General features: G+C 62.1%; 24 protein-coding genes and 1 tRNA gene. 9 read left to right on the forward strand and 16 right to left on the reverse strand.

What is annotated here, in order from left to right:
- From BMX92_RS28505 to BMX92_RS24905, 4 genes are all read right to left on the reverse strand, one after another.
- Positions 1-353: DUF3313 family protein (locus BMX92_RS28505; RefSeq protein ID WP_177185254.1), on the reverse strand; the 353-nt coding region annotated here is incomplete at its 3' end.
- A gap of 125 nt (positions 354-478) precedes the next feature.
- Positions 479-1,078 (reverse strand): TetR/AcrR family transcriptional regulator, encoded by a 600-nt coding sequence (locus tag BMX92_RS24890; RefSeq protein WP_218145850.1) that lies wholly within the window; start codon positions 1,076-1,078, stop codon positions 479-481.
- A gap of 336 nt (positions 1,079-1,414) precedes the next feature.
- Positions 1,415-1,960 carry a recombinase family protein gene (locus tag BMX92_RS24895; protein WP_256213613.1) on the reverse strand — a complete coding sequence of 182 codons (546 nt, stop codon included), beginning with the start codon at positions 1,958-1,960 and terminating at the stop codon, positions 1,415-1,417.
- A gap of 264 nt (positions 1,961-2,224) precedes the next feature.
- Positions 2,225-2,599: a hypothetical protein gene (locus tag BMX92_RS24905; protein WP_093021854.1), complete on the reverse strand. Its 375-nt coding sequence runs from the start codon at positions 2,597-2,599 to the stop codon at positions 2,225-2,227.
- A gap of 839 nt (positions 2,600-3,438) precedes the next feature.
- Between BMX92_RS24905 and BMX92_RS24910 the strand changes: the two genes are divergently transcribed.
- From BMX92_RS24910 to BMX92_RS24935, 6 genes are all read left to right on the forward strand, one after another.
- Positions 3,439-3,738: a ribbon-helix-helix protein, CopG family gene (locus BMX92_RS24910; protein ID WP_093021857.1), complete on the forward strand. Its 300-nt coding sequence runs from the start codon at positions 3,439-3,441 to the stop codon at positions 3,736-3,738.
- Positions 3,735-5,825: a type IV secretion system DNA-binding domain-containing protein gene (locus BMX92_RS24915; RefSeq protein ID WP_093021860.1), complete on the forward strand. Its 2,091-nt coding sequence runs from the start codon at positions 3,735-3,737 to the stop codon at positions 5,823-5,825. The genes BMX92_RS24910 and BMX92_RS24915 overlap by 4 nt, the downstream gene beginning before the upstream one ends.
- On the forward strand, positions 5,822-8,776 hold the full coding sequence (gene mobF, locus BMX92_RS24920) for a MobF family relaxase (RefSeq protein ID WP_093021863.1): 2,955 nt from the start codon (positions 5,822-5,824) through the stop codon (positions 8,774-8,776). Before BMX92_RS24915 ends, mobF begins: the two co-directional genes overlap by 4 nt.
- Positions 8,777-8,787: 11 nt before the next feature.
- Positions 8,788-9,363, forward strand: a complete 576-nt coding sequence (locus BMX92_RS24925) for a restriction endonuclease (RefSeq protein ID WP_093021866.1) — start codon at positions 8,788-8,790, stop codon at positions 9,361-9,363.
- A complete protein-coding gene (locus BMX92_RS24930; protein ID WP_256213614.1) occupies positions 9,360-9,893 on the forward strand; it encodes a lytic transglycosylase domain-containing protein in 534 nt (177 codons plus the stop codon). The genes BMX92_RS24925 and BMX92_RS24930 overlap by 4 nt, the downstream gene beginning before the upstream one ends.
- A 537-nt stretch (positions 9,894-10,430) precedes the next feature.
- Positions 10,431-11,510 (forward strand): tyrosine-type recombinase/integrase, encoded by a 1,080-nt coding sequence (locus tag BMX92_RS24935; RefSeq protein ID WP_093021869.1) that lies wholly within the window; start codon positions 10,431-10,433, stop codon positions 11,508-11,510.
- Between the two features lie 71 nt (positions 11,511-11,581).
- Here BMX92_RS24935 and BMX92_RS24940 read toward each other — a convergent pair.
- The 6 genes from BMX92_RS24940 to BMX92_RS24965 form a co-directional block, all read right to left on the reverse strand.
- A tRNA-Lys gene (locus tag BMX92_RS24940) sits at positions 11,582-11,657 on the reverse strand.
- A 108-nt stretch (positions 11,658-11,765) separates the two neighbouring features.
- Positions 11,766-12,878, reverse strand: a complete 1,113-nt coding sequence (gene rodA, locus BMX92_RS24945; protein WP_093021872.1) for a rod shape-determining protein RodA — start codon at positions 12,876-12,878, stop codon at positions 11,766-11,768.
- On the reverse strand, positions 12,875-14,962 hold the full coding sequence (gene mrdA, locus BMX92_RS24950) for a penicillin-binding protein 2 (protein WP_093021904.1): 2,088 nt from the start codon (positions 14,960-14,962) through the stop codon (positions 12,875-12,877). The genes rodA and mrdA overlap by 4 nt, the downstream gene beginning before the upstream one ends.
- A complete protein-coding gene (gene mreD, locus BMX92_RS24955) occupies positions 14,959-15,486 on the reverse strand; it encodes a rod shape-determining protein MreD (RefSeq protein ID WP_093021875.1) in 528 nt (175 codons plus the stop codon). Before mreD ends, mrdA begins: the two co-directional genes overlap by 4 nt.
- Complete coding sequence (gene mreC, locus BMX92_RS24960; protein ID WP_093021877.1) at positions 15,483-16,409, reverse strand: rod shape-determining protein MreC; 927 nt, start codon at positions 16,407-16,409, stop codon at positions 15,483-15,485. Before mreC ends, mreD begins: the two co-directional genes overlap by 4 nt.
- Positions 16,410-16,429: 20 nt before the next feature.
- Positions 16,430-17,476, reverse strand: a complete 1,047-nt coding sequence (locus BMX92_RS24965; RefSeq protein ID WP_093021880.1) for a rod shape-determining protein — start codon at positions 17,474-17,476, stop codon at positions 16,430-16,432.
- Positions 17,477-17,632: 156 nt separating this feature from the next.
- Here BMX92_RS24965 and mutL point away from each other — a divergent pair, with 156 nt between their 5' ends.
- Positions 17,633-19,435, forward strand: coding sequence for a DNA mismatch repair endonuclease MutL (gene mutL / locus BMX92_RS24970; protein ID WP_093021883.1), 1,803 nt, complete (start codon positions 17,633-17,635; stop codon positions 19,433-19,435).
- A 3-nt stretch (positions 19,436-19,438) separates the two neighbouring features.
- Here the strand turns inward: mutL and BMX92_RS24975 are convergent, their stop codons facing one another.
- From BMX92_RS24975 to BMX92_RS24990, 4 genes are all read right to left on the reverse strand, one after another.
- Complete coding sequence (locus tag BMX92_RS24975) at positions 19,439-20,065, reverse strand: LysE family translocator (RefSeq protein WP_093021886.1); 627 nt, start codon at positions 20,063-20,065, stop codon at positions 19,439-19,441.
- A gap of 87 nt (positions 20,066-20,152) precedes the next feature.
- The gene (locus tag BMX92_RS24980) at positions 20,153-20,620 is read right to left on the reverse strand and encodes a MaoC family dehydratase (RefSeq protein WP_093021906.1); all 468 of its coding nucleotides are present in this window, start codon (positions 20,618-20,620) and stop codon (positions 20,153-20,155) included.
- Positions 20,621-20,678: 58 nt separating this feature from the next.
- Positions 20,679-21,959 carry an alkaline phosphatase family protein gene (locus BMX92_RS24985; RefSeq protein WP_093021889.1) on the reverse strand — a complete coding sequence of 427 codons (1,281 nt, stop codon included), beginning with the start codon at positions 21,957-21,959 and terminating at the stop codon, positions 20,679-20,681.
- Between the two features lie 81 nt (positions 21,960-22,040).
- Positions 22,041-22,559, reverse strand: coding sequence for a DNA-deoxyinosine glycosylase (locus tag BMX92_RS24990; RefSeq protein ID WP_093021892.1), 519 nt, complete (start codon positions 22,557-22,559; stop codon positions 22,041-22,043).
- Positions 22,560-22,612: 53 nt separating this feature from the next.
- Here BMX92_RS24990 and BMX92_RS24995 point away from each other — a divergent pair, with 53 nt between their 5' ends.
- Positions 22,613-23,641, forward strand: a complete 1,029-nt coding sequence (locus BMX92_RS24995; RefSeq protein WP_093021909.1) for a DUF2167 domain-containing protein — start codon at positions 22,613-22,615, stop codon at positions 23,639-23,641.
- A gap of 44 nt (positions 23,642-23,685) precedes the next feature.
- Here the strand turns inward: BMX92_RS24995 and ychF are convergent, their stop codons facing one another.
- Complete coding sequence (ychF, locus tag BMX92_RS25000) at positions 23,686-24,786, reverse strand: redox-regulated ATPase YchF (protein ID WP_093021895.1); 1,101 nt, start codon at positions 24,784-24,786, stop codon at positions 23,686-23,688.
- Between the two features lie 134 nt (positions 24,787-24,920).
- On the opposite strand from ychF, the gene BMX92_RS25005 reads away from it, so the two are divergent.
- Complete coding sequence (locus tag BMX92_RS25005) at positions 24,921-25,352, forward strand: DUF983 domain-containing protein (protein WP_093021912.1); 432 nt, start codon at positions 24,921-24,923, stop codon at positions 25,350-25,352.
- 3 nt (positions 25,353-25,355) lie between these two features.
- On the opposite strand, the gene BMX92_RS25010 is transcribed toward BMX92_RS25005, so the two are convergent.
- Positions 25,356-25,839 (reverse strand): hypothetical protein (locus tag BMX92_RS25010; protein WP_218145851.1); only part of this gene is annotated, 484 nt, incomplete at its 5' end.

Consider the following 25,839-nt stretch of genomic DNA (forward strand, 5'->3'; position numbering starts at 1 on the left):
GGCTCGGGTGCGATCAGGAAGCGTTCGCTGACTTCGAAGCAGATCTGACGATCGACTTCGTGAAGCACCATCGCCCTTTCTTCTGCGGACAATTCGGTTTCGAGATCGGGCGCGATGACGGCGGGCTCGATGAACACGGTCTTCACAGCATCGGATGCAGCGTCATCCCGGTGATATGCCGGCGCTTTCCGGTGCATCTCGCCAGCTGGAAGGCTGCTGTAACTGGAAAGGAAACCGGATCGGACCGCAGGGCTGCTCTGACAGGCCGATGTAGCGGCGAGCGTTACGACAAGCCCGCAAAATCGCCAGGCGAGGGTACCTGGGCAGCTATATTGCTCGAATCCTAGCGGCACGGTCGATCTCCATATCAAGATACGAACTGTATCCTAAATGTGGCAGTCGACTGTCAATAGGGATCGCAATGTCTCTTATAATTTAATTTGGACAGACTGATTCTGCAGTCCGTTCGGAGGGCGGGTCAGCGGTGCGCGGTGACCAAAGGCAGGAAAGTCTGGTCGACGATTTCTGCGATCGCCGTGTCAGAAATCTGTTTCACGGTTATCACGACTTCATGCATGACGAGACTGAAGGGCAAGCGGACGACCCGCGGGGTCAGGCGATCCCTGTCGACGTCACCGCGCGACAACGCGCGTTCGAGAACATCCTTCATCGGAAAGTCCTGAAAACGATCGTCCATGAAGCTCGTGCCTTCGGCCGCCATGTCCTGGCTCATTTCGAAGATGAGACCAAGCAATCGAGGGGGAGCGCGATCGGCAAAGCGCCGCAGCAGAAGGCACATCTCGTCACGGAAATTGCGCAGGTCCGGCACCTTAATGGGATTAAGCTTGATGTGGCGGACGATGGCCGCAGATGCGATGCTCGCCTTTGTGGGCCATCTCCGGTAAAGAACGGCCCGGCTCGTGCTGGCGCGATCCGCCACCGCCTGAAAGGTGAAATCGCTATATCCGCGCGCTTCCAGCTCGCTCCAGGCTGCGTCGAGGATGGCATCTTCAAGGGCGGCTCCACGCCGCCGCTTTACGACTGTTTCTGTCATTCTTCCGTGCCAGGCTGAAGGCACTGGATGATCACGACTAGATCATAACAAGGCCGGCTCACTTAGCCCCCCATAATTTAAGAGACGTTCTGACCCTTCGCGTTAACGGTTCGGGATGCATATGCCAAGCGAGTATCCGGCAATGACTGTCTTCGTTCAAGACAGCCTGTTTGACATGCATGAAGCATACAGCGTCGGCGATTGTGCTCGGACATTGGAGACGGCGAGCCAAGTTGGGCGGCTAGCCACCATCGCACGCCCGCGCCGTCGCCATTAAGTAAGGCGCAAGACGATCAGGATGGATTCCAGACCGATGAGAACGGCGAAGAATGGATTGGCGCTTCGGAGGAAAGCTAGAGCTCAAACGGCGAGAGCGCACAGGTATACCATGATCGATCGCCGCCGTTCGAAGACGGCAAAGACCTGACGGATCGCCTGCTGCACGCCTTCATCAGGATCAAGCGCAACGTCGCCTGACGGCTTCAGTACATAGCCGCGCGGAAGGCCCATGATAAGTTCGCCGCGACGCGCTTTGGCGCGTCGCCCCTCATGCATGCGGGATTTCAGGATGTGCAGTTCAGCCTCGCTCATCGTGCCCTTGAGCCCGAGCAGAAGCCGGTCATTATATGTCCCGGGATCGTAGATGCCGTCAGCATCACCGATCAGCGTGTCGAACAGCGCACACATTTCGAGAAGCTGATGCCAGTCTCGGCAGGATCGCGCCAGGCGAGACACTTCGATCCCCAGCACCAGCCCGACATGGCCGAGGATCAACTCTCCCAGAATGACGACAAGCCGTCGGCGCCGTCCGATCGGCAGATCCGTCCACCGGACATGTTTTCGATACGACATCGTCACGCCTCGCGAACCAGCGGGCCAAGTTGAGAAGCGCACGATGACCCGCATAAGGCGCTAAATGAACCTGTGACTCAGAGGTTCCAGGGCTGCACTTTCTCGATCCTTTTCCTTGTCCGCTGAGATACGGCGTGACGCCGATCTCGCACAATGCGGCGACGTATTGCGCGGTACTGTAGACCTTGTCCGCCGCCAGCATGATGCGATGGCCCCTTCATGCGCCCAAGCATGGTCAGCGCGGCCTCCCGTTGGGCCGTGCCCATGGCATAGGTGGGCGTTGCATCCACGACGAGACCGTCGTGGTTTTCCATTGGGTCATGGGCCATGTGACAGCTTCGCGGCCCGACCGCGTGCCTTCTTGAATAGCGGGGGATCGGGATCGGTGGTAGAGGCGTGCGCCACATTGCTCCACTTCTCGCCAAGGAAATCACGCTCGGCATTTTGCCCCTTAGCCTTGGCATGACCATTTTGTCCGGCGTCCGAAGCGCTGTCGTCCTTGGGTCTGAAACTCTTTATGCTCGTCCAGGCTTCGATCAGGGTGCCATCCACGGAGAACTGGTCGTCTGACAGCAGCGCCTGCACACGCGACTGCCCTATGAGCGCGGACAGGAACCTGGCAACGACATCACCGGCCAGCAGCCTCGCGCGGTTCTTGGTAAAGACCGTCACATCCCCGATCAGTGGATCCATCGCTAGGCCGACGAATCAGTGGAAAAGCAGATTGTAATCCATCTGCTCCATTAGATGGCGTTCCGAGCGGTCCGTATAAGCGTCTCGGCAATGCCAAGGCCAGAAACACGACGATCACCAGGGCGGTGAGCATAGCCACCATGATCATTATACGTGCCGGGATGCTGTAATCGTGTCTCCACCCTTCCTGGATCGGCGCCAGAAAATCCTTCCCTATGTCCCCGGTCCTGATGCTGGGCGCGATAGTATCGCTCAGCAAAAGAACCGGTGACGGGTCGCCGTCCGAGAAGTCTGATGGCACCAGGACCGGGAGCGAGGGAAGCTGCACTGGGTCAGATGTGACGCGATCATTGACGCGATCATTACAGTCTTCAACTTGGCGGAGATGACTGCCACCTCATCGCGGTAGGCTGCAGCAGGAATTTTTCGGGCGGCGGTGATGCGCTGATCGAAGCTGGGTTAGCGAATCTGAAGAATCCGTGCGATTTCCTTCGAACTCTTGCGTTCAACGACAAGGTCGAGGCAGGCGCGATGTTTGTCGGTAAGGCGTGACCAGCGGGGAAGGTCGTCCGAATCTTCCACTAATGTATTCCTCCTGACCAACCACTCGATATGGCAATGCTCATTCTCCGCACACGATCAAGGCGAATCGCCGCGAAAAAGCGTATCCATACTCCTCGCTTGAAACACCCCGCGGTCGGTCACAGCCGAAAAGCGTTCTTATAATCTTCCGGAAAGAGATTTTTGAATCCTCGTAACTTGCGCCACAAATGCGGATTCGGTAAAATGCCACGGCTTCATGACATCTGCGAAGGTCTCCGGACAAGGAGGCCCTTCGCTTGCCCAAGCTCAATTTCCGTCTCGATGAGTCGCTGCATGCTGCCTTGATGCGCCGTGCTCGCGGTGCGAACCTCTCTTTGTCGGGCTTCATACGGCAGCTGCTTGAGCAGGCGGTCGATGAACGCAAGCGCTACGTCTTCTCCTCCCAGGATGAGATCCTCGCCACTTCGATCCAGATACTGTCGATCGTCGCGACGTCCGTCGGCCAGCAATCTCCCAAGGCGCTCGAGCAGGGGATGGCGCAGGCCCGTGCCATTCTCGCCGAACGCGGTCTGCTCGGTGGAGAGGATCACCCATGAGCATCTTCCGCAACGATATGCTGGGCTCCTGGACGCGCGGCGGGCAGGCGATCGTCCACAACGTCCGCATGACAACCCAGGTCTTTTACCAGACGATGTTAGCCGGCTTCATCATCTGGATCATCGGCACGCTTTGGTATGCGTTCGAAAAATCGACCGAATATGAGCGTTTCGTCCTGCTCAAACTGGCCGAGGCGACGATCAAGGTCGATGCGGCTGGCGGGACCAATGACCCGGTACAGTTTCGCACGCCGGAAGGCCTGGATTACTGGACGTCGGCGGATTGGCTGGTCGCCTCGGCGCTCGCGAACAAGACCCTGCGGTCTTTCGAGGGCTATCTGCTACACGGGGCGCTAATTTCCGGGCTGTTCGCGTTTGCCATGCTCGGCTGGGCGTGGTTCTATTTCACGCGGACGGGCAGGGGGCTGGGCTCCAACGAATATTTGCGCGGCGCGCGCTTCGGCACCATCCGCCAGGTCCGACGTGCGCTGTGGGGCCAGAAAAAGGGACCGCTCGTCATCGGTGCCGTTCCAGTTCCCGAAGCCTTCGAGCCTGAGCATATCCTGCTGTGCGGCGCTCCGGGTACCGGCAAGACCAATCTCATTGTCGGCATGCTGGAAGGTATCCGTAAATCAGGCCGTCGCGCGATCGTCTATGACACCGCCGGCACCTTCGTCGAGAAATTCTACCGGCAGGGCACGGACATGCTGCTCAACCCGCTCGATCAGCGCACGGCTTGCTGGTCGCCCTGGGTCGATGTGCCGCGCGACTATCATTATGATCAAATCGCCGAGTCGACGATTCCCGACAAGCATGGCGATCCCTTCTGGGCGAAAGCGGCGCGGGGCACGCTGGTCGCGGTCATGCGCAAACTCGCACGTCAGAAACACACCTATGTCTCGGTCCTGCTTGATCGGCTCTTGCGTTCGAAGCTCAAGGATCTGGCCGCCTTCGTGACCGGTACCGATGCCGCCGCCTTCATCAGCACGGAAGGCGAACGGACATCCGCCGGCATCCAGGCCGAACTCGCCTCGGTCATGCGCAGCTTCAGCTATCTCGACGATACCGAGGACGCCTTCTCGATCCGCGACTGGGTAGAGAAAGGCGCGGAGGGAAGCTGGCTCTTCATCACCGTGAAAGCCGATCAGCTTCCCTCGCTGCGCTCGCTGATCACGGTGTGGCTCGATATCGCGATCAGTGCGATCATGAGCCTGACGCCGGATCGCGACCGGCGGCTCTATTGCGTGATCGACGAACTGCCGACGCTGCATAAGTTGCCGTCGCTTTCGGACTTTCTTGCGCGGGCCCGCAAATATGGCGGATGCGGCATATTAGGCTTCCAGTCCTATCCACAGCTCAAGGCGACCTACGGCAAGGAAGATGCCGCGGCGATCACCGGCTATTGCTCGACCTGGGTGGCGCTGCGGGCGAATGATACGGATACCGCCGACCATGTCTCGATCAACCTCGGTCAGGTCGAACAGGTCGAGGCCAATGAGGGCATGTCCTATGGCGTCAACGACATGCGCGACGGCGTCAACCTGTCGCGCATGCAGGTGACACGGCCGCTGGTCATGCCGACCGAGGTCACCAACCTGCCCAATCTGGTGGGCTTCCTTCGCTTCGGCCGCAATTTGCCTGTGGTCCGGTTCGATAGCCGGTTCAACGACATTCCATCGCTGGGAGAGGCCTTCGCCGAACGTACTGATCCGCCCGCCCAGATCGACAAGGCGCAAACACTCGTTCGCATTGCCCACGCCGAATCGCGGGTCCGTGAAGCCATGGAGCGCGAGGCTGCGCAGACGCCGCCAGCCCCCTACGCAGGGGAAAAGCCGTCGAAGAAGCCCCAGGCATCCCAGGAGACTCCAACGCCGCCGTCACCACAGCCGGATCTGTTCAGCCCTCCGGCGCCCGATATCGATCCGCAGCGGGTCGAGGACATCCTGCTGAATGAAGATCATGCCGAGCTCCCGGCTCCCGCGCGATCCCTGTGGACCATCCTTGCCGGCAAGCAGGGAGAAATCCGCTCCGAACTTGTCCAGCATGGCCATGAAGATGGGCCGCGTGAGCAGGCGAGACCGGCATGATCCAGCCCCAGCGTCTCCACGGTCAACCCGCCAACATTGCCCGCTATTATACGGTCGGCGACTATTACACCAAGGGCGGGAACGAGCCTTCGGAATGGGCCGGCAAGCTCGCGGCTGATCTTGGGCTGTCAGGCGCTGTCGATCCGAAGCTGTTTCGCGACCTTCTGGCTGGCAAGGTTGGCGACCAGCAACTGGGGCGCCATCGCGCCGATGGGCAGATCCAACACCATCCCGGCTGGGACTTCGCGGTCAACGCGCCAAAGTCCGTGTCGATCATGGCGCTGGTGGCCGGGGACGAACGCGTACTTGCCGCCCATGAGGGAGCGGTGACCGCCGCTATCGCCTATCTGGAGGAACAGGCGCAGTTGCGCCGCCGGAACGAAGGCAAGATCGTTCACGAAACCACCGGTCGCATCCTCGTCGCGCGCTTTACCGAACATGGCAGTCGCGAACTCGACCCCCATCTCCACACCCATCTGGTCGTCCTTAACATGACCAACCGCGAACCCGGCGATCCCATGGCGAGCCTGGAAAGCAGGGTCATGTATGGCGAGCAGCGCGTGGCCGGTCAGATCTATCGCAATGCCCTGGCTTTTGGTTTGCGCGAGGCGGGCTACGAGATTGACACCAACGCGCGATCGGGCCTCTTCGAGATACGCGGTGTTCCCGGTGATCTCGTCGAGCAATTCTCGCAGCGCGCTGAGGCGATCGAGGAACATGCCCGCGAACACGGGCTGGTCGGGCAGAAGGCCCAGCGCGCCTCATTCTACGCCACGCGCAAGGCCAAGGTGAAGATCGGCAAGGAAGAACTTGTCGCGCGGTGGCACCAGCGGACCGGGCCACGCCTCGACGTGCTTCGATTGATCACCGCCGGGACGCATGCGCTAGAAGACAGGCACCTGCCACCCACCGAGCGGGAGGCATCGCGCGCCGGGCTGTTCGGCCTCCGGCAGTTGGAGACGACGGAAGCGGTCAACAATCTGGGCGATATTCTGCGCACCGGTCTCGCCGCCCATGTCGGTGAAGTTCGACTGGAGGATATCCGTTCCCGCATCGAAAACCACGAACTGGTACGCAAGCTGCTCCCGACCCATGAGCAGACCGGCGACAAGATACTGGCACGAGCGCGAACCAGTCGCAAATCCTGGCGGCTTGAACTGGCGCTCACCCAGCATATCGCGCTCGGCCTGAATGATGCTCGCCCGATTGCCTCAAGTGATCGATTGCTTACCGTGCTGGAGGGGACCAGCCTCAACAAGCAGCAGCAGAATGCCCTTGTCGAGACAGCGCTGACACGCGATCGCATCACCGCCATCCACGGTGTCGCGGGATCCGGCAAATCGACGCTGGTTCGAGTGCTGGGCGAAACGGCTGAACCCGGCACGACCTTGATCGCCCTTGCGCCCACATCTTCAGCGGCCGCCGAACTGGGCAAGAAGGCAGATATCGCCTCCTATACTGTTGCTGGCTTCGTCGCCCGAGGCGGGCAGGGGATCATCGATCGCCATGTGCTGGTGCTCGACGAGGCAGGGCAACTGGGCAACCGCCAGGCCCGGAGGCTGCTCGAGATCAGCAGGTCGACGGGCGCCCGTCTGCTCCTGCTGGGAGACGAGAAACAGACCGGCGCCATCGAGCAAGGGAAGCCGTTCTGGCTGATGCGTAAACTGGGCCTGCCTACGGTCGAACTTACCGAGGCCGTGCGGCAGGAAACCAAATCGATCAAGGCGGCCGTCACTGCCGCACGCTCGGGCAACTTCGCCGAGGCATTGGCAAAGCTCGATAGCGTCAGCACAGTCGCCGACAATGAGAGGATGGCCGGGCAGGTCGTGCATGCCTGGATACGGCTCAAGCCGGACTCGCGGGCCGGCACCAATATTCTCGTCCTCGACAATGCGACCCGCCTCATTGTCAACAGCAAGATTCGCGATGCGCTGAAGGATGAGAATGGTCTTGCCGCCCAGGACAGCCGGCTGTCCATCCTCGCGCCCGCCGGCCTGACCGACATTGAAAAGCATATGGCGCGTTTTTACGGCTCTGGTCAGATTGTGCGCTTCGACCGTGATATCGTCGGTCTCGGTGTCGCCCGCAATGCCGACTATCACGTCATCGGACTGGGGCGTGAACCCAATGGCCGGCAGGTCGTGCGCCTCGTCGATGAGCAAGGACGCACAATCCGATGGGATCCGCAGAGCACCGGGGCCCGGCACATCAACATATTCAATCCCGAATATCGCGATCTTGCCGAAGGAGACCGTATCCAGTGGCGTCTCGTCAACCGTGAACTGGATCTGCGCAACGCCGAGCGTGGGACCGTGGAAAAGCTGGAAGGGGCGCTGGGAACGATCCGCTGGGACCGGGAGGGACGTGTGCAACAGGTCGATCTCTCCGAACACAAAACCTGGGATCATGGCTATGCCGAGACCGTCTATTCCGCCCAGTCCAAGACCTATCCGCGCGTCTTCGTGCTCGCCCCGGTCGAATCGCCTCTGGTCAACGCCCAGAATTTCTACACGGCCATCACCCGCGCGGCTTTCGGCGCCCGGCTTTGGACCAACGACGTCAAGGCGTTGATCGCCAAGCTCGAGCGGCAATCAGGCGAGAAAACATCTTCGTCTGAAGGGCTGGGCCGGCTGAAGGCAGACGGCGTCGATGCTCTCACTAGCCGCCGCGGTCATCATCTGGCCAATCTCAAGGCCGAACAGGAGCAATTGCGCGCACAACGCCGCGATCGCATGCTCGAACGGCATCTTGATCGCCGGGAGCGTCCGCCGCGCGGCGCCGCCGAACATCTCGCCGAGGGCGCGCGCAGTATTGCACAGGTCCTGGACCGCTTCCTCGAGGGCATTCTCGACCGCGCCCGCACCGATCGCGGGGCACCAGACAATCAGCCGACGCGGCCAACGCCATTTCCTGTCCATCACCCCGAGCCGTCTCACGGTCCCGAGCGATAAGGTCATCTCTCATGCTCTTTGCCCTGTCCGCGTTCATGCTCATCATCCTTGCTGTCGTCTTCCATCAATTTGAGGTGCCGGTGAAGCATCGCTGGCGAAGGCGGCAGGCCAGAGCCATGGCGGCTCAGCTTCGTGGGCGTGACCGGGCGCAGCCGCCGCAGCTTCTCTATGCCCGTCTGCGCGCCATGGACCCGCTCGCTTTCGAGGAACTTCTGCTGGAGAGTTTCGAGCGCAGCGGTCACAAGGTCGTTCGTAATCGTCGTTACACCGGTGATGGCGGCGTCGACGGCCAGGTCGTGATCGATGGCGCCGTCTGGCTGATCCAGGCCAAGCGCTATGCTGATACGATCCGACCGGAACATGTCGCGGCATTTGAGGCGCTCTGTCGCACGAAGGGGTGTCGCGGTCTCTTCATCCATACGGGGCGGACCGGGCCGCAAAGCCGGGCCGCCGCAGCTCATGGCGGCACTGTCGAAATCATTTCCGGTCGCGCCCTTCTAGCCTTGCTGACAGATGGGTTGTTTCCAGACTTCTCTGGCCTGATGCACCATGATCGAACGGCGTCAAAAGCGATGAGGGCTGTATGATGCGTTTCGTTCCCTGTCTCATCGGTACATTGCTGTGCGGAGCGATGATCCCGTCCCCGGCGCAGGCCAGAACGCGCAATCCGGATGAGGAACGTCTGATCGGAACGTGCATCCACAGGGCCTCGCTCGGCAGACCCTGGCTCGAAAAGACGCTCTGGGGTCTGCGCGACCAGGAGGCCGGCTGGATCGGTGCGGAGGTCGCCAACACTAACGGCACCCATGACCTGGGGCCCTTGCAGATCAACAGTTGGTGGGTCGGGCGCATCGCAGCACATATCGGCCGTCCGAAAGCCCATGTGCGCCATTGGCTCCGTTTTGATTCCTGCTTTAACGCCGAGGCCGCACGATGGGTGTTTCTGTCGGCCCTTCGAACGACGAGAGACTATTGGAAAGCCGTTGGCGTCTACCACAGCCCGACGGCGTGGCGTCAGCGAAACTATATTGCATCGGTGGCCTTGCACCTGAGTGGAAGGTTCGGGAGCGACGTGTTTGTGCTTGAACCTTCGCCCGCTGCCGCACAATTGAAATGAGAATACTAAGAAAGGACGCCATCCAAGTTACTAAAAACTATGATATGTTTACTTTTGCTTCATGACGTCGCGTAGGTGCTCCTATGAGGAGCGCGCAATGCGTCTTACCGTCTTTCGGACTTCAGGGCCGGCTTTGGCCCCCGTGGGTGTTGCAACCACCATCAGTCGCTGTTCGGACCGTGACGCCGATGCGTCTACAGCGGCACCCGCCGGGACGCAGCGCTCGTCGGCGCTGCCAGGTATAGCGTCAGATCGCTCCAACCGGCTCGCCAAGGAAGGGAGGGGGGAGTGCGGCGGGCAGGGGACCACGAGTCGGGTTCACGTCCTGCGGCCTCGGGCAACTTGCTGTGGCCGGACAGCGTAAATCCTCACCACGACGCCCCAGTCTCGTCCAGGCCATCCGTATGGCCTGCGAGGGCGGACTGACGATCGTGCGCACCGAGATCCACCCTGATGGGCGGATCATCCTCGTGCATCTGGAAACGGAACCATCCGCGGTTTCGTCGACCCCGTTCGACGAATGGAAGGCGCGGCGCGATGCGCGTCAATCTTAAAGGTGTCCACAGGGTACGCAAGAAACTGGCGAGCGGCCTATACGCAACCTACTATTATGCGTGGCGTGGAGGGCCCCGCATCGAGGCCAAATTCGGAACGCCGGAATTCCATCAGGCTTATGTCACAGCGCACGATGAGCGAAAAAACAGGCCCAAACCAAGCGACACGCTCAACAGCGTGTTTCGGGCTTTCGAGCAATCCTCCGATTATACCCGTCTCGCTCCCCGCACCCGCAAGGACTATGGGAAGCATCTGAGATTCATCGAGACGGAGTTCGGAGACTTTCCGATAGGCGCACTGGGTGACCCGCGCACGCGCGGCGAGTTTCTGGCCTGGCGCGATCGAATTGCCAGCACATCGGAACGCACGGCAGACTATCGCTTTGCCGTTTTGGCGCGAATCCTCGCATGGGCGCTTGATCGAGGACTGGTCATCGCCAACCCCTGCAAACGGCCCGGCCGTCTGTATCAATCCGGTCGCGTCGATTCCGTCTGGAAAGAGGGTGACGAGGAAGCCTTCTACAAGCACGCGCCACCCCACCTGCACCTGGCCATGACGCTGGCCTTGTGGACAGGGCAGCGTCAAGGCGATCTCATCAATCTGCCCTGGACGGCGTATGACGGCGCGGAAATCCGTCTCACGCAGAGCAAGACAAAGAGCAAGGTGAAGAACCGCAAGCCCAAGCGGGTGATCGTTCCTGTGGGAGCACCGCTCAAGCTTGCGCTGGACGCTTTGAAGGGCCGCTACGACGTAGAGGGGAAGTCGTTGCCGGCAACCATTCTGCTCACCGAACGCGGGCAATCCTGGACGAGTGACGGCTTTCGGACATCGTGGCGCAAGGCCTGTGTGAAAGCCGGTGTCGCTGGTCTCACTTTCCACGACCTGCGGGGCACTGTCGTGACCCGCCTGGCGATCGCAGGAGCGAGTGTTCCGCAGATCGCGACGATCACCGGGCATAGCCTCAAGGACGTCGAGACGATCCTCGATACGCACTATCTCAAGCGGGATTCCGAGATGGCGGAAACGGCCATTTCGAAGCTCGAAAACCGGAGGAAATTGTAAACCAGGCTGTAAACTGGAGGGGGTGGGTCCAGCTTTGGACCTCAAACTGGCCTCTAAGCGTTTGAAAGATATGGTGGACGCACTTGGGCTCGAACCAAGGACCCGCTGATTAAGAGTCAGCTGCTCTACCAACTGAGCTATGCGTCCGTACCGGGGCGGCTAACCGCTCTGGTGTGGGCGGGCTGTTAGCAGTCACTTCGAACTTTGCAAACAGGAAATCGCCCAAAGTGTGATTTTTTTCTCAAGTATCGGATTTCACGCCCAGTTTCGCGAACCTGACCGGCGCTTGCCGGCGCGGTCGATCGCCATGATGATGCCTACGCACAGCATCACCGTCAGCATCGACGAACCGCCATAGGACATGAAGGGTAGGGGGATGCCCACCACAGGCGCCAGACCCATCACCATCATCAGGTTGATGGCGACGTAGAAGAAGATGGTCGTGGTGAGGCCAGCGGCGGTCATGCGGGCGAATTTGTCTTCCGTCCGCATCGCAACGCGAATGCCCCAGCGGAACAGCAGCATGAAGGCCAGGATCAGGAACGTGCCGCCCAGCAAGCCCCATTCCTCCGCCATGGTGGCAAAGGCGAAGTCGGTATGGCCTTCGGGCAGATATTGGAGATGGCTCTGGGTGCCCTGAAGGAAACCCTTGCCCCAGATGCCGCCCGATCCGATCGCGATCTTCGACTGGCTGATATGATAGCCGGCACCCAGCGGGTCGCTTTCCGGGTCGAGGAAGATAAGGATACGGTTCTTCTGATAATCATGCAGGAAACTGAAGGCGATCGGGATGATCGCCGCGAGGGTCAGGCCGGACCCGATGAACAGGCGCAACGGCAGGCCTGCCAGAAACATGACTGTGATGCCGCCTGCGAGGATCATCGTCGCCGTGCCCAGATCAGGCTGGATCAGCACCAGCGCCCAAGGAAAACCGATCAAGATCAGCGCCGGCCATATCGCATTCCAGCGCCGTATCTCGCCCACCGGCAGCATGGCGTAGAATCGCGCAATGGTCAGGACGATGATCGGCTTCATGAATTCCGATGGCTGAAGCTGCATGAAGCCCAGGTTGATCCAGCGCTGGCTGCCTCCTGCGACGCCCCCGATCAGTTCCACCAGCACCAGTGCAGCGAGTACAGCGCCATAGGCTGGGAACGCGAAGCGAGCGAAGGTCGTCACGGGAATGCGGCTGAGGACCAGCGCCATGGCGGAGAAGACGCAGAAGCGGACCCCTTGATTGGCTGCCCAGGGAAAGATGCTGCCGCTTGCCGCACTATAGAGAACGACTGTACCGAACAGGGCGATGACCAGCAGCAACGCCAGAATGCGCCAGGGGAATTCGGTGATGGGCTTCGGGACGATGCTCATGGCGTGGCCCCACCATTAGCGCCGGGAGGAGGCGGCACATCTTCGTCATCGGCTGAGGGCGCTGGCGGAGCTGGTGGTGCCGGCGCAGGCGCAGCGCTATTGGCGGCCGTGGCGTTTTCCGCGGCATTCTCCGCCGGGGGGGGAACTTCACCCTTCTCGATCGCCTTGGCCAGCCGGAAAGCCGCCATCTGGCGCGCCTGCCGCTCCGCCGGCGTGCCGCCCCAGCCCTTTTCCAATGTTTCCAGCTTCTCCAGCGCCTTGGCCGGGTCGAACAGGTAGGACAGAGTGTCGCTGGCGATCATCGGTGCGTCTTCGTTGCGGATCGTGTGGCCGCCATGTTCGATGATGCAGGCGATGGCATAGCGGGGATTGTCGAACGGCGCGAATCCCTGAAACAGGGCGTGGTCGCGCAACTTGAAGGGCAGGCCTGCATTGCCGCGCACGCCGCCGGCGCGTTCCGCCATGGTGATGCGACGGACCTGCGCCGTGCCGGTCTTGCCCGCGATCATGACGCCGGGGATGGAACTGCGGGCTGCCCCGCCGGTGCCGCCGCCGTTCACCACGGCATTCATGGCGTCGCGGATGACGACCAGATGCTCTTCGGTCGATCCGACCGGCGCTGGTTCCTTGCGCGGGGCGCCATGGATGAAATTGGGCATCAACTGCTTGCCGGTCGCAAGGCGGGCCGCCATCACCGCCATCTGGAGCGGGTTGATCAGCATATAGCCCTGACCGATGGTGGCGTTCACAGTGTCATAGACCTGCCATTTCTGGTTATATTTCCGTTCTTTCCAGGCAGGGTCTGGCACGGTGCCATAGCTTTGGCTGGGGAAGGGCAGGTCGAATTTCTGGCCCATGCCGACGCGATGGGCCATGCTGGCGATGCGATCCATGCCGATGCGCTGCGCCATCTGGTAGAAATAAATGTCGCAGCTTTGCGCAATCGCGCCGCGCATGTTGAGCGGGCCGTGGCCGCGCTTCTTGTGGCAGTGGAACAGCGTGTTGCCCACGCGGATCGCGCCGGGGCAGTTCACCGTTTCCTGCGGCCCGACGCCTGCCTCCAGCAGCGCCAGCGCCACCATCGGCTTAACTGTGGAGCCGGGCGGATAGAGCCCCTGCAAGGTCTTGTTGCGCAGGGGAACATGATCGTCCTTGGACAGCATTTCATATTCCAGATGGCTGATGCCATCGGAAAAGCTGTTCGGATCGAAGCTGGGCATGGAGGCCAGCGCCAGCACATCGCCATTCTGACAGTCGATGACGACCACCGATCCACTTTGCGTGGCCAGCCGCCGCCCGGCATATTCCTGAAGGCCGGCATCGATGGTCAGCTTGATCGACCGACCGGGCGTATCCTGCCGGGTGGTCAATTCCTGCATGATCTTGCCGCGCGCAGTAACCTCGACCCGTTTGGCGCCCGGCTTGCCGGTCAGGTGGCGGTCGAACGCCTTTTCCAGGCCGTCCTTCCCGATCTTGAAGCCCGGCGTGATGAGCAGCGGGTCCTTACGGGCTTTGAACTCCTCGGCCGTGGCCGCGCCGACATAGCCGAGCAGATGGCCGACCGTGGCGCCGGCGGGATAGTTGCGCGAAAACCCCTGACTGGGCGCAACGCCGGGCAGGTCCGGCAGGCGCACGCTGATCGCGGCATATTGGTCATAGGTCAGCTTGTCGGCGACCTGTACCGGGCGGAAACCGGCGGACTTGTCCAGATCGTCGCGGATACGATCGACCTCGTCCGGTTCCAGCTTAAGCAACTGGGCGAGATGGGTGATCGTCGCTTCGGCGTCGACCACGCGCTGCGGGATCAGGTCGACGCGAAAATCGGTGCGATTGTTGGCGAGTGGCTTGCCGTTGCGGTCGAGTATCCAGCCCCGACGTGGCGGGATCAGCGTCATGTTGACGCGATTGCTTTCCGATAACAGGCTGTATTTTTCGTTCTGGACGACGCTGATCCAGGCCATGCGGCCGATCAGGACAGCGCCGATGGCGCCCTGCAACCCGCCGACCACCATCGCGCGGCGCGAGAAGGTGAAGGATTGGGCGGCTTCGGTGACGATCTTGCGCTTGGGTGTCAGAAACTTCATGCCATCACGCGCCAGCGGTCGATCCGCGCGCACTGGCGGACGACGAAAGGAAACAGCAAAATCGTCCAGACCATCTGGGGGGCGACCAGGGAAAAGCTCACGGAACCTCCGCCGGTGATGCGCGCGAAGAACCAACCACCGGAAATACAGAAGATAATCGCAACGGCAGCGATAAGCCAGTCCTGCCGGTAACTGCGCCACACCATGCGATGTTCGACCCAGTCGATGCCGATCAGGGCGATCGTCCACAGGAATATGGCTGATCCGATCGGCTGGCCGCTCATCATATCGTCGAACAGGCCGAGCGGTATGCCGATCCATGTGCGCCAGAGTTCAGGGCGCAAAAGCCGCCAGGAGAGCAGGATCAACAATCCGAAGGGCGGCAATATCGCCGACTGGGCAATAATTGGCAACGCCGTCAGAAAGGAGCCGATCATCACGGTGATGATCGGTGTTCCCGCCAGCCGGAAGCGCGAAGGATAGCGACCCAGTCGAGGGACATGGTGAAGATGCGGGTCGATCATGGCGCCGCAGCGTTACCGCCAGATGCCTCCGCTTCAGCGCCTGCTGCGACCGCAGGGGCGGATGGGCCGGGACGGGTCACGGCTTCTTCGAACACGCGCTCGACCACCACGGCGTCCACGCGGGCGGGGTTGGCGAGCGGCACGCCATAGGCGATTTCACCCTCCGCACGAACAACGACTGCGACAGGTATATTGGGTTGGTAGACGCCGCCAATGCCGGACGTCACCAGCAGGTCGCCGGGCTTGAAGGGATTGCGTCCTGCCGTCAGCGCGCGGATTTCCACCGATCCGTCGCCAAGTCCGGTGGAAATGGCGGGAATATTGTCGCTGGCCCGGCGTACCGGCACGATATTGCTGGTGTCGGTCAGCAGCAGCACGTCGGCGCTGTTGGGTGTGGTGATGTGGATGCGGCCGATCAGTCCTTCGGGCGCGCGCACCGGCATTCCGGGACGCACACCCTGCCATGCGCCGGCATTCAGACGGGCGAAGCGACGGGCGCTGCTGGCCGAGGACGCGATCAGCCGGGCGGTGAGCAGGTCGCTGCTATCCTCATCCACCAGCTTGAGCAGTTTCTTGAGGCGCAGATTTTCCTGGGCGATCGCCTTGGATTCGATGATGCGGTTGCGGTCCGCTTCTACCTGACGGCGCAGTCCGACATTTTGCGATCCGGCTTGCCAATAGGCCGCCAGAACTTCGTCGATCGAACTGACGCCGCTCACCATGCCCTTCATCGTGACCGATGCCGGACGGCTTACCTCTGCCGCAGCGACACGCAGCGCAGCAAAGCCGGTAGGATCGAAGATGGCGACCACCACAAGCAGCAAGCCAATGGCGGCGCCGACGAGCGCCACCACATAGCTGGCGAAAAGACTATATTGCGCCCTCCGGTTGATACCGGGGCGTCGGCTGGGTGGCCGCGCCATCTCTATGCCGTCCCCCTAGTTCAGGCGTTTTGCAGCACACCCCGGAAGATCGGATCCTCCATGGCCCGACCGGTGCCGATGGCAACGCATGTCAACGGATCTTCGGCGATCGTGACCGGCAGGCCGGTTTCATCGCGCAGCTCGTCATCCAGCCCCTTCAACAGCGCGCCGCCGCCGGTGAGCACGATGCCCTGATCGACAATGTCGGCCGCCAGTTCAGGCGCGGTATTTTCCAGCGCGATCCGGACACCTTCAACGATGGTGCTGATCGGTTCGGCCAGCGCATCGGCAATCTGACCCTGATTGATCGAGATTTCCTTGGGCACGCCGTTCACGAGATCGCGACCCTTGATGTGGATCGTTTCGCCGACGCCATCTTCGGGCGGCTGGGCTACGCCGAACTGCTTCTTGATCCGCTCTGCCGTGGCTTCGCCGATCAGCAGATTGTGGTGACGACGCACGAAGCTGACGATCGCTTCGTCCATCTTGTCGCCGCCGACGCGGACCGACGTGGTGTAAGCCAGGCCGCGCAGCGAGAGCACTGCGACTTCGGTGGTGCCACCGCCGATATCGACAACCATCGAACCGATCGGCTCGGTCACGGGCATGTCGGCGCCGATCGCGGCTGCCATCGGTTCTTCGATCAGGAACACCTGCGACGCACCGGCATTGCTGGCGGCGTCACGGATCGCGCGGCGCTCGACGCTGGTGGAGCCGCTGGGGACGCAGATCACGATTTCCGGCGCGCGCCAGGGGCTATGCTTGCCGCCATGCACCTTCCGGATGAAATGCTTGATCATTTCTTCCGCGACATCGATGTCGGCGATCACGCCGTCGCGCAGCGGGCGGATGGCTTCCACCGAATCAGGCGTCTTGCCCATCATCAGCTTGGCGTCGACACCGACAGCCTTGACCCGCTTGATACCGTTCAACGTCTCCATCGCGACGACCGACGGTTCGTTGAGGACGATGCCCCGGCCCCGAACATAGACCACCGTATTGGCGGTACCCAGGTCGATGGCCATGTCCTGGGACGAGAATTTGAAGAAACGCGAGAAGATCGACATGCCTTATCCTGTTTCGCCAGCCGTCCCCGCGACGCGACAGGGAACGGTCGGAAAGCTGGTTCGCTCAACCGCTAATAGCTGTTTTTGCGCTGTGCAGTGCAAAAAAATCAGCTTCGCGGGTCGCGGAAAGCGCTCGCTTGGGCTAGTCCCTAATCAATGTCAATACGCCGTCTGCCCGAACATCTGGTCAATCGTATCGCTGCCGGTGAAGTGGTCGAAAGACCCGCCAGCGCGCTGAAAGAAATCGTTGAAAACGCTTTGGATGCGGGCGCGACTCGCGTTGCCATTCGCCTGTCGAACGGGGGGCTGGATCGCATCGAGGTGAGCGACGATGGCTGCGGCATGGATTCGGCGGACATGGCGCTGGCGCTGGAGCGACATGCCACGTCGAAGATGCCCGACGATGCCATTGAAAATGTAGCGACATTGGGTTTTCGAGGAGAGGCGTTGCCATCGATCGCCAGCGTCGCCCGCCTGTCCATCGACAGTCGCCCGCGCGGGGCCGACGGATGGAACCGCACGGTCGATAATGGGCAACTGGTCGCAGAGGGGCCGGCCGCCCTGCCGCCGGGCACTCGCGTGACCGTGGAGCAACTGTTCGGCAAGGTGCCGGCGCGGCGCAAGTTCCTGCGATCGCCCAAGGCGGAATATGCCGCCTGCCTCGATGTCGTGCGTCGTCTCGCAATGGCACATCCGGCCGTCGCTTTTTCGGTCGAGCATGATGGTCGGCGGGTGCTGGGCGTGCAGGGCGGCGAAGCGCGGGAGGATCGGGTCGCTTCGCTCACCGACCGGCAACTGGCGGACAATCATGTGATCGTGTCGCTGGAGCGGGACGGGGTGCAGTTGTCAGGCGTTGCTTCCCTGCCGACCTACAATCGGGGCGTGGGCGATCATCAATATCTGTTCGTCAACGGTCGGCCGGTAAAGGACCGGCTGCTGATTGGAGCGCTGCGTGGCGCCTATGCCGATATGCTGGCGCGGGACCGGCATCCGGTGGTGGCGCTGTTCCTGGACGTGCCCGCGCATGAGGTGGATGTGAATGTCCATCCCGCCAAGACCGAAGTGCGCTTCCGCGATCCGGCGCTGATCCGGGGCATGATCGTGTCCGGCCTGCGCCGCGCGCTGGATGCCGAAGGCTTCCGGTCGGTGCAGCAGGCGGATGCGGCGGGCCTCGCCGCCTGGAAGCCGGAACCATTGTCGCCGACGCCGATCAGTTCCATGCCGATCTTCGAGGCGGCGGCCGGTTTGTCGGGGAGCGCGCCCGCCAGTTACAGCCAGTTCGCGCCCTCCGGTTTCGCGGATCGTCGCGCCTCTTTCCTGACACCGCCACCGCAGGCCCGCGCCGAACCGGCCGCCGCGCCTGCGCCCGAAGCGCACAGCTTCCCGTTGGGGGTCGCCCGTGGGCAGGTGGCGCGCACCTATATCGTCGCGGAAGCGGAGGATGGCCTTGTCATCGTCGACCAGCATGCCGCGCATGAGCGGCTGACGCTGGAGCGGATGCGCCGGGCGATGGAGGGGCAAGGGGTGGCCTCTCAGGCGCTATTGCTGCCGGAAGTGGTGGAATTGGACGAGCCGGCCTGCGACCGGCTGGAGGCGCGGATCGCCGAACTCAAGGATTTCGGTCTCGATCTGGAGCGCTTCGGCCCGTCCGCGATGCTGGTGCGCGCGGCGCCTGCCATGCTGGGCCAGTCGGATGTGCAGGGACTGGTCACGGATCTGGCCGACGATCTCGCTGCCTATGACAGTGCGCTGTCCCTGAAGGAACGGCTGGACCTCGTCGCCGCGACCATGGCCTGCCACGGATCGGTCCGTGCCGGCCGTATGCTGAGCGTCGCGGAGATGAACGCGCTGCTGCGAGAGATGGAAGTCACGCCGCGCTCAGGCCAGTGCAATCATGGCCGACCGACCTGGGTGAAACTGGGGCATGGGGATATCGAAAAGCTGTTCGGGCGGAAATAGCCCTTATCGTTCCACCGCCATACGCACGGCCAGTCCGCCCAGCACCGTGCCCATGAACCAGCGCTGGATCGTCAGCCAGCGCGGGCGGCCGTGCAGGAAGCCGGCGATCGATCCGGCGAGGCAGGCGATGACGGCGTTGACCGACAGGCTGATCACGATCTGCGTCGCGCCCAGCACCAGCGACTGGCCCAATATATGGCCGCGCGCCGGATCGACGAATTGCGGCAGCAGCGACAGATAGATCATCGCGACCTTGGGATTGAGCAGGTTCGTGACCAGCCCCATGGTGAAGAGGCGGCGCGGCGAGTCCTGCGGCAGGGTGCGGACCTGAAAGGGCGATCGGCCGCCGGGCCGCACGGCATTCCAGGCCAGCCAGAGCAGATAGAGCGCGCCGCCGATCCGCAGCACATCATAGGCGAAGGGCACCGCCATCAGCAGCGCGGTGATGCCGAAGGCCGCGCTGATCATGTAGAAGAGGAAGCCGCAGGCCACGCCCAGCAGCGAGATCATGCCGGCCGTGCGCCCCTGTGAAATGGAGCGCGAGATCAGGTAGATCATGTTCGGGCCGGGGGTCAGCACCATGCCCAGCGATATCAGCGCGAAGGCGAGGAGATGGGCGGTGCTGGGCATGGGCGGTTTTTCCCTGATGATGGCGTGCGCTTCCCTACCGCCAACGAAGGGGGCTGCGCAGAGCCACTATGCAGCACTTGGCCCTGATTATGCGGGTCGGGTGCGCCACATGGCGATCGGGATCATGGTCAGGATGGGCTGGTCGTCCTGATTGAGGATCGTCACCTTGTTGCGGACGATGCCCATTTCCGGGCGGCTTTGCGATGCTTTCTTGTCGATCACCTCGCTGCGCCCGCGCAGCGTGTCGCCGGGGCGCACCGGGCGCAGCCAGCGCAGTTCGTCCACGCCCATCGCGCCAAGGCTGGCCGCCTGCCGCCCCGGATGGGCCTGCATTTCGGCGACGAACATCTTCATGAACAGGGCGGTCGTGTGCCAGCCGCTGGCGGAAATCGTGCCGAAATGGGTGGTCGCCGCCGCCTCATCCGACAGATGGAAGGGCTGGGGATCGAATTCCGCCGCGAAGGCAACGGTTTCATCGCGGGTTATGGTGAGCGGACCGAAATCGAAGCCGTCGCCGATCGCGATATCCTCGAAATAGACAATCTCTTCCGCCATCATCCATCTCCTATTGCAACGGATGATCGCTTAAAGAGACTTTCCGTTTACGTCAATGTCAAGGCTTGACCAATCCCTGCAAGACCGCCGGATTGCCGTCCGACGCGACCGGCGTTACGCCCAGCAGGCGGGCAAGCAGCGGATAGACATCGACATTGGCGAAGTCCGCCGACGGGCGGAAGCTGGTGTTGAAGGCCGGGCCATTGGCGATGAACAGCGCCTGCATTTCCGGCGCGCGATCGTCCCAGCCATGGTCGCCGCCGCTGATCGGCTTGGTCGGCGTCGTATTCTGGAACACCCAGCCGGTTTCGGCGAGGCAGAAATAGGGCGGGATGCGGCGATGCGTGCCATAATGGAAGCGAGCCGGGATCTCGCTCTTGCGCCAGCATTGCATATGGTCGCGCGGCTTGAACAGGGCCGTCTCCAGCGCCTTTTCATGGCCGGGGATGGCGGCCAGGCTGGCATAGGGGCCGGTTTCGACGCTGCGATAGTCGGCCGGGTCGGCGATCTTGTCCAGTATGATCACCCGGTCATTCGCCTTGGCGGCCATGCCATGGTCGGAGACGATGACGATATTGGCGCTCTGGCCCAGCGTCTTGAGGCCCGCGACCAGATCGCCGATATGGGCGTCGACATCGGCCACGGCCTGCGTGGTCTGTTGCGCATCGGGGCCGTTGACATGGCCGGCGGTGTCGACTTCATCGAAATAGAGGGTGACGAAGCGGGGGCGAATGTCGGCCGGGCGGCGCAGCACGTCCAGCACGCCATTCACGCGCTGGGTCGGGCTGATCGCTTCGTTGAACTGTGCCCAGTCGCTGGGGCGCGATCCGCCGTTGATGATGTAGGGCCATTCGGATGCCTTGGTGCCGCCCCAGGCGACATTGGAGCCGGGCCAGAACATGGTGGCGGTGCGCACGCCCTGCTTTTCGGCGGTGATCCAGATCGGTTCGGCCTCATTCCACCAGTAGGGATCGTCGCTGGCCATGGTGAACTTGTCCTTGGGCCGGCTGTCATCCTCCATATTATTGGCGACGATGCCGCTGCGATCGGGCCGGTCGCCGGTGACGATCGCCCAATGATTGGGGAAGGTCTTGGTCGGGAAGGACGGGCGCATCGATGTTTCGACGCCGCTGCTGGCCAGGGCATTGAGGTTGGGAGAGACGCCGCGCTTCAGATAGTCCGGGCGGAAACCGTCGATCGACACCAGGATGGTGACGGGCGCGCGCTGCTCCGCCTGCGCCGTCGTCGCGGCGGGCGCGGAGCGAACGGTCTGGACGGACACGCAACCGCTCAGCGCGGTCACGGTGAGCAGGGCGGCGGCAAGGGATCGGATCAGCATGGCGACTCTTGTTTTCAATCTGTGCAATTAAACCCGCTTAGCAGTGATGCCATGACGGTAAAGTGACGTTTTGGTAGGGTTTCATGCCAGCGCGTCGCGCAGCGCCATCCACGCCTGCCGCTTGGCCTCCCGCGATAGACTGGCATAGGCGCCGCTGGAGGAGGGCAGGTCGATCAGCGTCAGCGCCGGTCGATCTCCCAGTTGCCGCCGACCGTGGGTGGCCGCGGTCTTGCCGTTGAAGGCGATCGCCCGCAGCGCCGGAAGCCGCTCCACGAACAGGCCAAGGTCGCGCAGTTCCACGCCCCGGATGCTGCTGTCGAGGCTGCCGGGGCGCTCCGCGCTTTCGATCACGTCCCACAGGCCGATGCCAAGCGATCGCAACCGCTTCAGCCGCATCGCATAGGGCTGGCCGCGCAGGGCCTCCCCCAGAACATCGCCCAGCAAATCCCAGAAGGCATTGCCGCGATGCGCATAATATTCGCCCTGCTTGATGGAGGCGTCGCCGGGCAGGCTGCCAAGGATCAGCAGCTTCGTATGCGCGTCAACGCTGGGCGGAAAGGCGATCTTTCTGGGCGCGCGCATCATCGGTCTTTCCGCCATTGCCTTCTATCCTTTTGTTTCTAAAGTCTTGCCCGTCCAACGGGGGAATGTTCATGAAAAGATATTGGAGCGCCGTGGGTGCTGTCCTGCTGCTGGGTGTAACGGCGACGGCCGTTCCGGCCCAGCAACCCGCGCCGACGGCGGAACAACGCGCCTATGAGGCGAAGGTCAAGGATATGTTGCAGCGGCAACAGCCACAGACCGGCGACATCGCCCTGCCGGAGGCGAAGGCGACGCTGCATCTGGGCAAGGATTATTATTATCTGGATGCCAAGGCTGCGCGGGAAGTGATCGTGGACGCCTGGGGCAATCCTGCCGCGCAGGCGGACGGGGTGTTGGGGCTGGTGTTCCCGGCCGGCAAGACGTTTCTGGACGATGATGCCTGGGGGGCGGTCATCACTTATGACCAGAGCGGCTATGTGAAGGATGATGACGCGGCCTCCACCGATTTCGATGCGCTGATGGGCGACATGAAATCGGGTGAGGAAGATCGGAACAAGGAGCGGTCCGAGGCTGGCTATCCGCCGGTGCATCTGGTCGGCTGGGCAGAGCGTCCGGCTTATGATCGCGCCCATCATAGCGTCATCTGGGCCCGCGATATTCGCTTCGGCGACGCGGCGGAAGGGACGCTCAACTATGATGTGCGGTTGCTCGGTCGGTTCGGCGTGCTTAGCCTCAACATGATCTCCACCATGTCGCATCTGCCCGAAGTGAAGGCGGCGGCGGCCAAGTTCGGCGGATCGGTGACGTTCGATCAGGGCGCGCGCTATGCCGACTTCGTACCCGATGTCGACAAGGTGGCGGAATATGGCATTGGCGGTCTGGTCGCGGCTGGCGCTGGCCTGCTCGCGGCGAAGAAGCTGGGCGTTCTGGCGCTGATGCTGGCGTTCGGCAAGAAGCTGCTGATCCCGATCATCCTGTTCTTCGGCGTCGCCTGGCGCTGGATCAAGGGGAAGTTCGGCGGGAACAAAGCGGCCGAAGAAGAGGCCTATGCCTATGATGCGCCGGTCGAGAGTGACGCTGAAACCGTGCCGGAGGCGCCTGCGGAAGAAGACAGCAGGCCGAAACTTTCGAAAGACTGAAAAGCTACGGGGCGGGGTGATGAACCCCGCCCCGTTCGATTTGATCAGACGTTGAAGCGGAACAGCATGATGTCGCCGTCCTGCGTGACATAGTCCTTGCCTTCGGAGCGCCACTTGCCCGCTTCCTTGGCCCCGGCTTCGCCGTTATACTGGACATAGTCGGCATAGGCCATGGTTTCAGCGCGGATGAAGCCCTTCTCGAAATCGGTGTGGATCGCACCGGCCGCCTGCGGGGCCTTGCTGCCCTTGTTCACGGTCCAGGCGCGGGCTTCCTTCGGGCCGACGGTGAAGAAGGTGATGAGGCCCAACAGTTCGTAACCGGCGCGGATGATGCGGGCGAGGCCGGCTTCGGTCAGGCCCAGCGCTTCAAGATATTCGGCGCGTTCTTCGATCGGCATCGTCACCAGTTCCGCCTCGATCGCGGCGGACACGATCACGGCCTTGGCATTCTCAGCAGCCGCCTTCTCGAACACGCGGGCCGAATGGGCATTGCCTTCCGAAGCGGCATCTTCCTCGACATTGCAGACATAGAGGACCGGCTTGGCCGTCAGCAACTGCGCCTGCGCGAACAGGCGTTCTTCCTCCACGTCACGCGGCACGGTGAGGCGGGCGGGCTTGCCATCGCGCAGCAGGTCGAGCGCCTGACCCAGCACAGCGGCAGCAGCCTTGGCTTCCTTGTCGCCCTGCGCCGCCTTCTTGGCGAGGTTGGGGACGCGCTTTTCCAGGCTTTCCAGATCGGCGAGCATCAGTTCGGTTTCGACCGTCTCGGCGTCAGCGATGGGATCGACCTTGCCCTCGACATGGGTGATGTCGCCATCCTCGAAGCAGCGCAGGACATGGACGATGGCGTCCGTCTCGCGGATGTTCGCCAGGAACTGGTTGCCAAGGCCTTCGCCCTTCGACGCGCCACGGACGAGGCCCGCAATGTCGACGAAGCTGAGCTGCGTTTCGATGATCTTGGCCGATCCGCCGATCTTTGCGATGGTCTGGAGCCGATCGTCGGGCACGGCGACGCGGCCTTCATTCGGCTCGATCGTGCAGAAGGGATAATTGGCCGCCTGCGCCGCCTGCGTTTCGGTGAGCGCATTGAACAGGGTGGACTTGCCCACATTGGGAAGACCGACGATACCGCAACGAAAACCCATCTGACTGCCTTACAAGATCGAATGATTGATTGGCGCGCCCGATAGCGCTTTGTGCGCGCAAAGGCCAGCCTTGGACAAAAGGCGCAATCGACAAGACGGCGGAAAAGGTCGCAGAGAGCAGGAGAGGAGCCGATATGACAGAACAAAATGACGCCGTCTGGACCGATCAGAGCGGTCAGCGCTGGCCAAAGCGTCCGGCGCATGAAACGGGTGTCTTCGGTCGCTGCCCCCGCTGCAACGAAGGGCATATCTTCACAGGCTTCCTGACCCTGCGCGATCATTGCGAGGTGTGCGGGCTCGACTACAGCTTCGCCGATCCCGCGGATGGCCCGGCCGTGTTCGTGCAACTCTTCGCCTGCGTGCCCGGCGTGATCTTCATCCTGATGCTGGAGATCATGGCGCGGCCGCCTTTGTGGGTGCATCTGGCCGTGGGCGTGCCGGTGCTGATCCTCACCACCATTTTGCCGATGCGTCCGATCAAGGGCTGGCTGGTCGCGGCGCAATTCACCACGCGCGCGCAGGAGGCGGGAACGAGTGCGCTATGGGCGAAGCTGCACGACAAATAGACATCACCCGATACATCGCATCAGCGCTGCCCTGTGCAATCGGCGCAGTTCGCGATCGGGCGGCCGCCGCACCGTCACCTGTGCGCCGCTTCCTTCCGGCATGATCGTGATCAACAGGCGCTGGACGGAATTGGCTACTATGATCCCGTCTCCGGCCTGCAAGTGGTGAAGGTTGAGCAGGCTGGGTGGAATGGCCAGCATGCAGTCCTTGATCGCTTCGGGCTTGGCGGTCGATGCACGGCGCATCACGACCTGCGTGCTGATGGCCGCCAATGTGCGATAGGCCCGCTGATCCTCACTTTCCCACGGCCCGGTGGCGATGTGAAACGCCGAAAACACCCCGATAAAGGCCAGAGCCGACAGGATTCTTGATCGCCACGACATGGCTTGTCCTAAGGCTTGTGGGGATTTAGGATTTCCATTTATCGTCAGATGTGATTCAGGCTTTGTATGGATCGTTTTGTACTGACGGACGCCCAATGGGCGC

This window comes from Sphingobium sp. YR768 (genome assembly GCF_900111125.1).
In the GTDB taxonomy this organism is placed as follows: domain Bacteria; phylum Pseudomonadota; class Alphaproteobacteria; order Sphingomonadales; family Sphingomonadaceae; genus Sphingobium.

Excerpts from the sequence above, each read along its gene's own strand:
- BMX92_RS24895 (WP_256213613.1), bottom strand. The coding sequence starts at position 1,960 with ATGCGGGTCATCGTGCGCTTCTCAACTTGGCCCGCTGGTTCGCGAGGC.
- BMX92_RS24905 (WP_093021854.1), bottom strand. The coding sequence starts at position 2,599 with ATGGATCCACTGATCGGGGATGTGACGGTCTTTACCAAGAACCGCGCG.
- BMX92_RS24915 (WP_093021860.1), top strand. The coding sequence starts at position 3,735 with ATGAGCATCTTCCGCAACGATATGCTGGGCTCCTGGACGCGCGGCGGG.
- mobF (WP_093021863.1), top strand. The coding sequence starts at position 5,822 with ATGATCCAGCCCCAGCGTCTCCACGGTCAACCCGCCAACATTGCCCGC.
- BMX92_RS24925 (WP_093021866.1), top strand. The coding sequence starts at position 8,788 with ATGCTCTTTGCCCTGTCCGCGTTCATGCTCATCATCCTTGCTGTCGTC.
- BMX92_RS24930 (WP_256213614.1), top strand. The coding sequence starts at position 9,360 with ATGATGCGTTTCGTTCCCTGTCTCATCGGTACATTGCTGTGCGGAGCG.
- BMX92_RS24935 (WP_093021869.1), top strand. The coding sequence starts at position 10,431 with ATGCGCGTCAATCTTAAAGGTGTCCACAGGGTACGCAAGAAACTGGCG.
- rodA (WP_093021872.1), bottom strand. The coding sequence starts at position 12,878 with ATGAGCATCGTCCCGAAGCCCATCACCGAATTCCCCTGGCGCATTCTG.
- mrdA (WP_093021904.1), bottom strand. The coding sequence starts at position 14,962 with ATGAAGTTTCTGACACCCAAGCGCAAGATCGTCACCGAAGCCGCCCAA.
- mreD (WP_093021875.1), bottom strand. The coding sequence starts at position 15,486 with ATGATCGACCCGCATCTTCACCATGTCCCTCGACTGGGTCGCTATCCT.
- mreC (WP_093021877.1), bottom strand. The coding sequence starts at position 16,409 with ATGGCGCGGCCACCCAGCCGACGCCCCGGTATCAACCGGAGGGCGCAA.
- BMX92_RS24965 (WP_093021880.1), bottom strand. The coding sequence starts at position 17,476 with ATGTCGATCTTCTCGCGTTTCTTCAAATTCTCGTCCCAGGACATGGCC.
- mutL (WP_093021883.1), top strand. The coding sequence starts at position 17,633 with ATGTCAATACGCCGTCTGCCCGAACATCTGGTCAATCGTATCGCTGCC.
- BMX92_RS24975 (WP_093021886.1), bottom strand. The coding sequence starts at position 20,065 with ATGCCCAGCACCGCCCATCTCCTCGCCTTCGCGCTGATATCGCTGGGC.
- BMX92_RS24980 (WP_093021906.1), bottom strand. The coding sequence starts at position 20,620 with ATGGCGGAAGAGATTGTCTATTTCGAGGATATCGCGATCGGCGACGGC.
- BMX92_RS24985 (WP_093021889.1), bottom strand. The coding sequence starts at position 21,959 with ATGCTGATCCGATCCCTTGCCGCCGCCCTGCTCACCGTGACCGCGCTG.
- BMX92_RS24990 (WP_093021892.1), bottom strand. The coding sequence starts at position 22,559 with ATGGCGGAAAGACCGATGATGCGCGCGCCCAGAAAGATCGCCTTTCCG.
- BMX92_RS24995 (WP_093021909.1), top strand. The coding sequence starts at position 22,613 with ATGAAAAGATATTGGAGCGCCGTGGGTGCTGTCCTGCTGCTGGGTGTA.
- ychF (WP_093021895.1), bottom strand. The coding sequence starts at position 24,786 with ATGGGTTTTCGTTGCGGTATCGTCGGTCTTCCCAATGTGGGCAAGTCC.
- BMX92_RS25005 (WP_093021912.1), top strand. The coding sequence starts at position 24,921 with ATGACAGAACAAAATGACGCCGTCTGGACCGATCAGAGCGGTCAGCGC.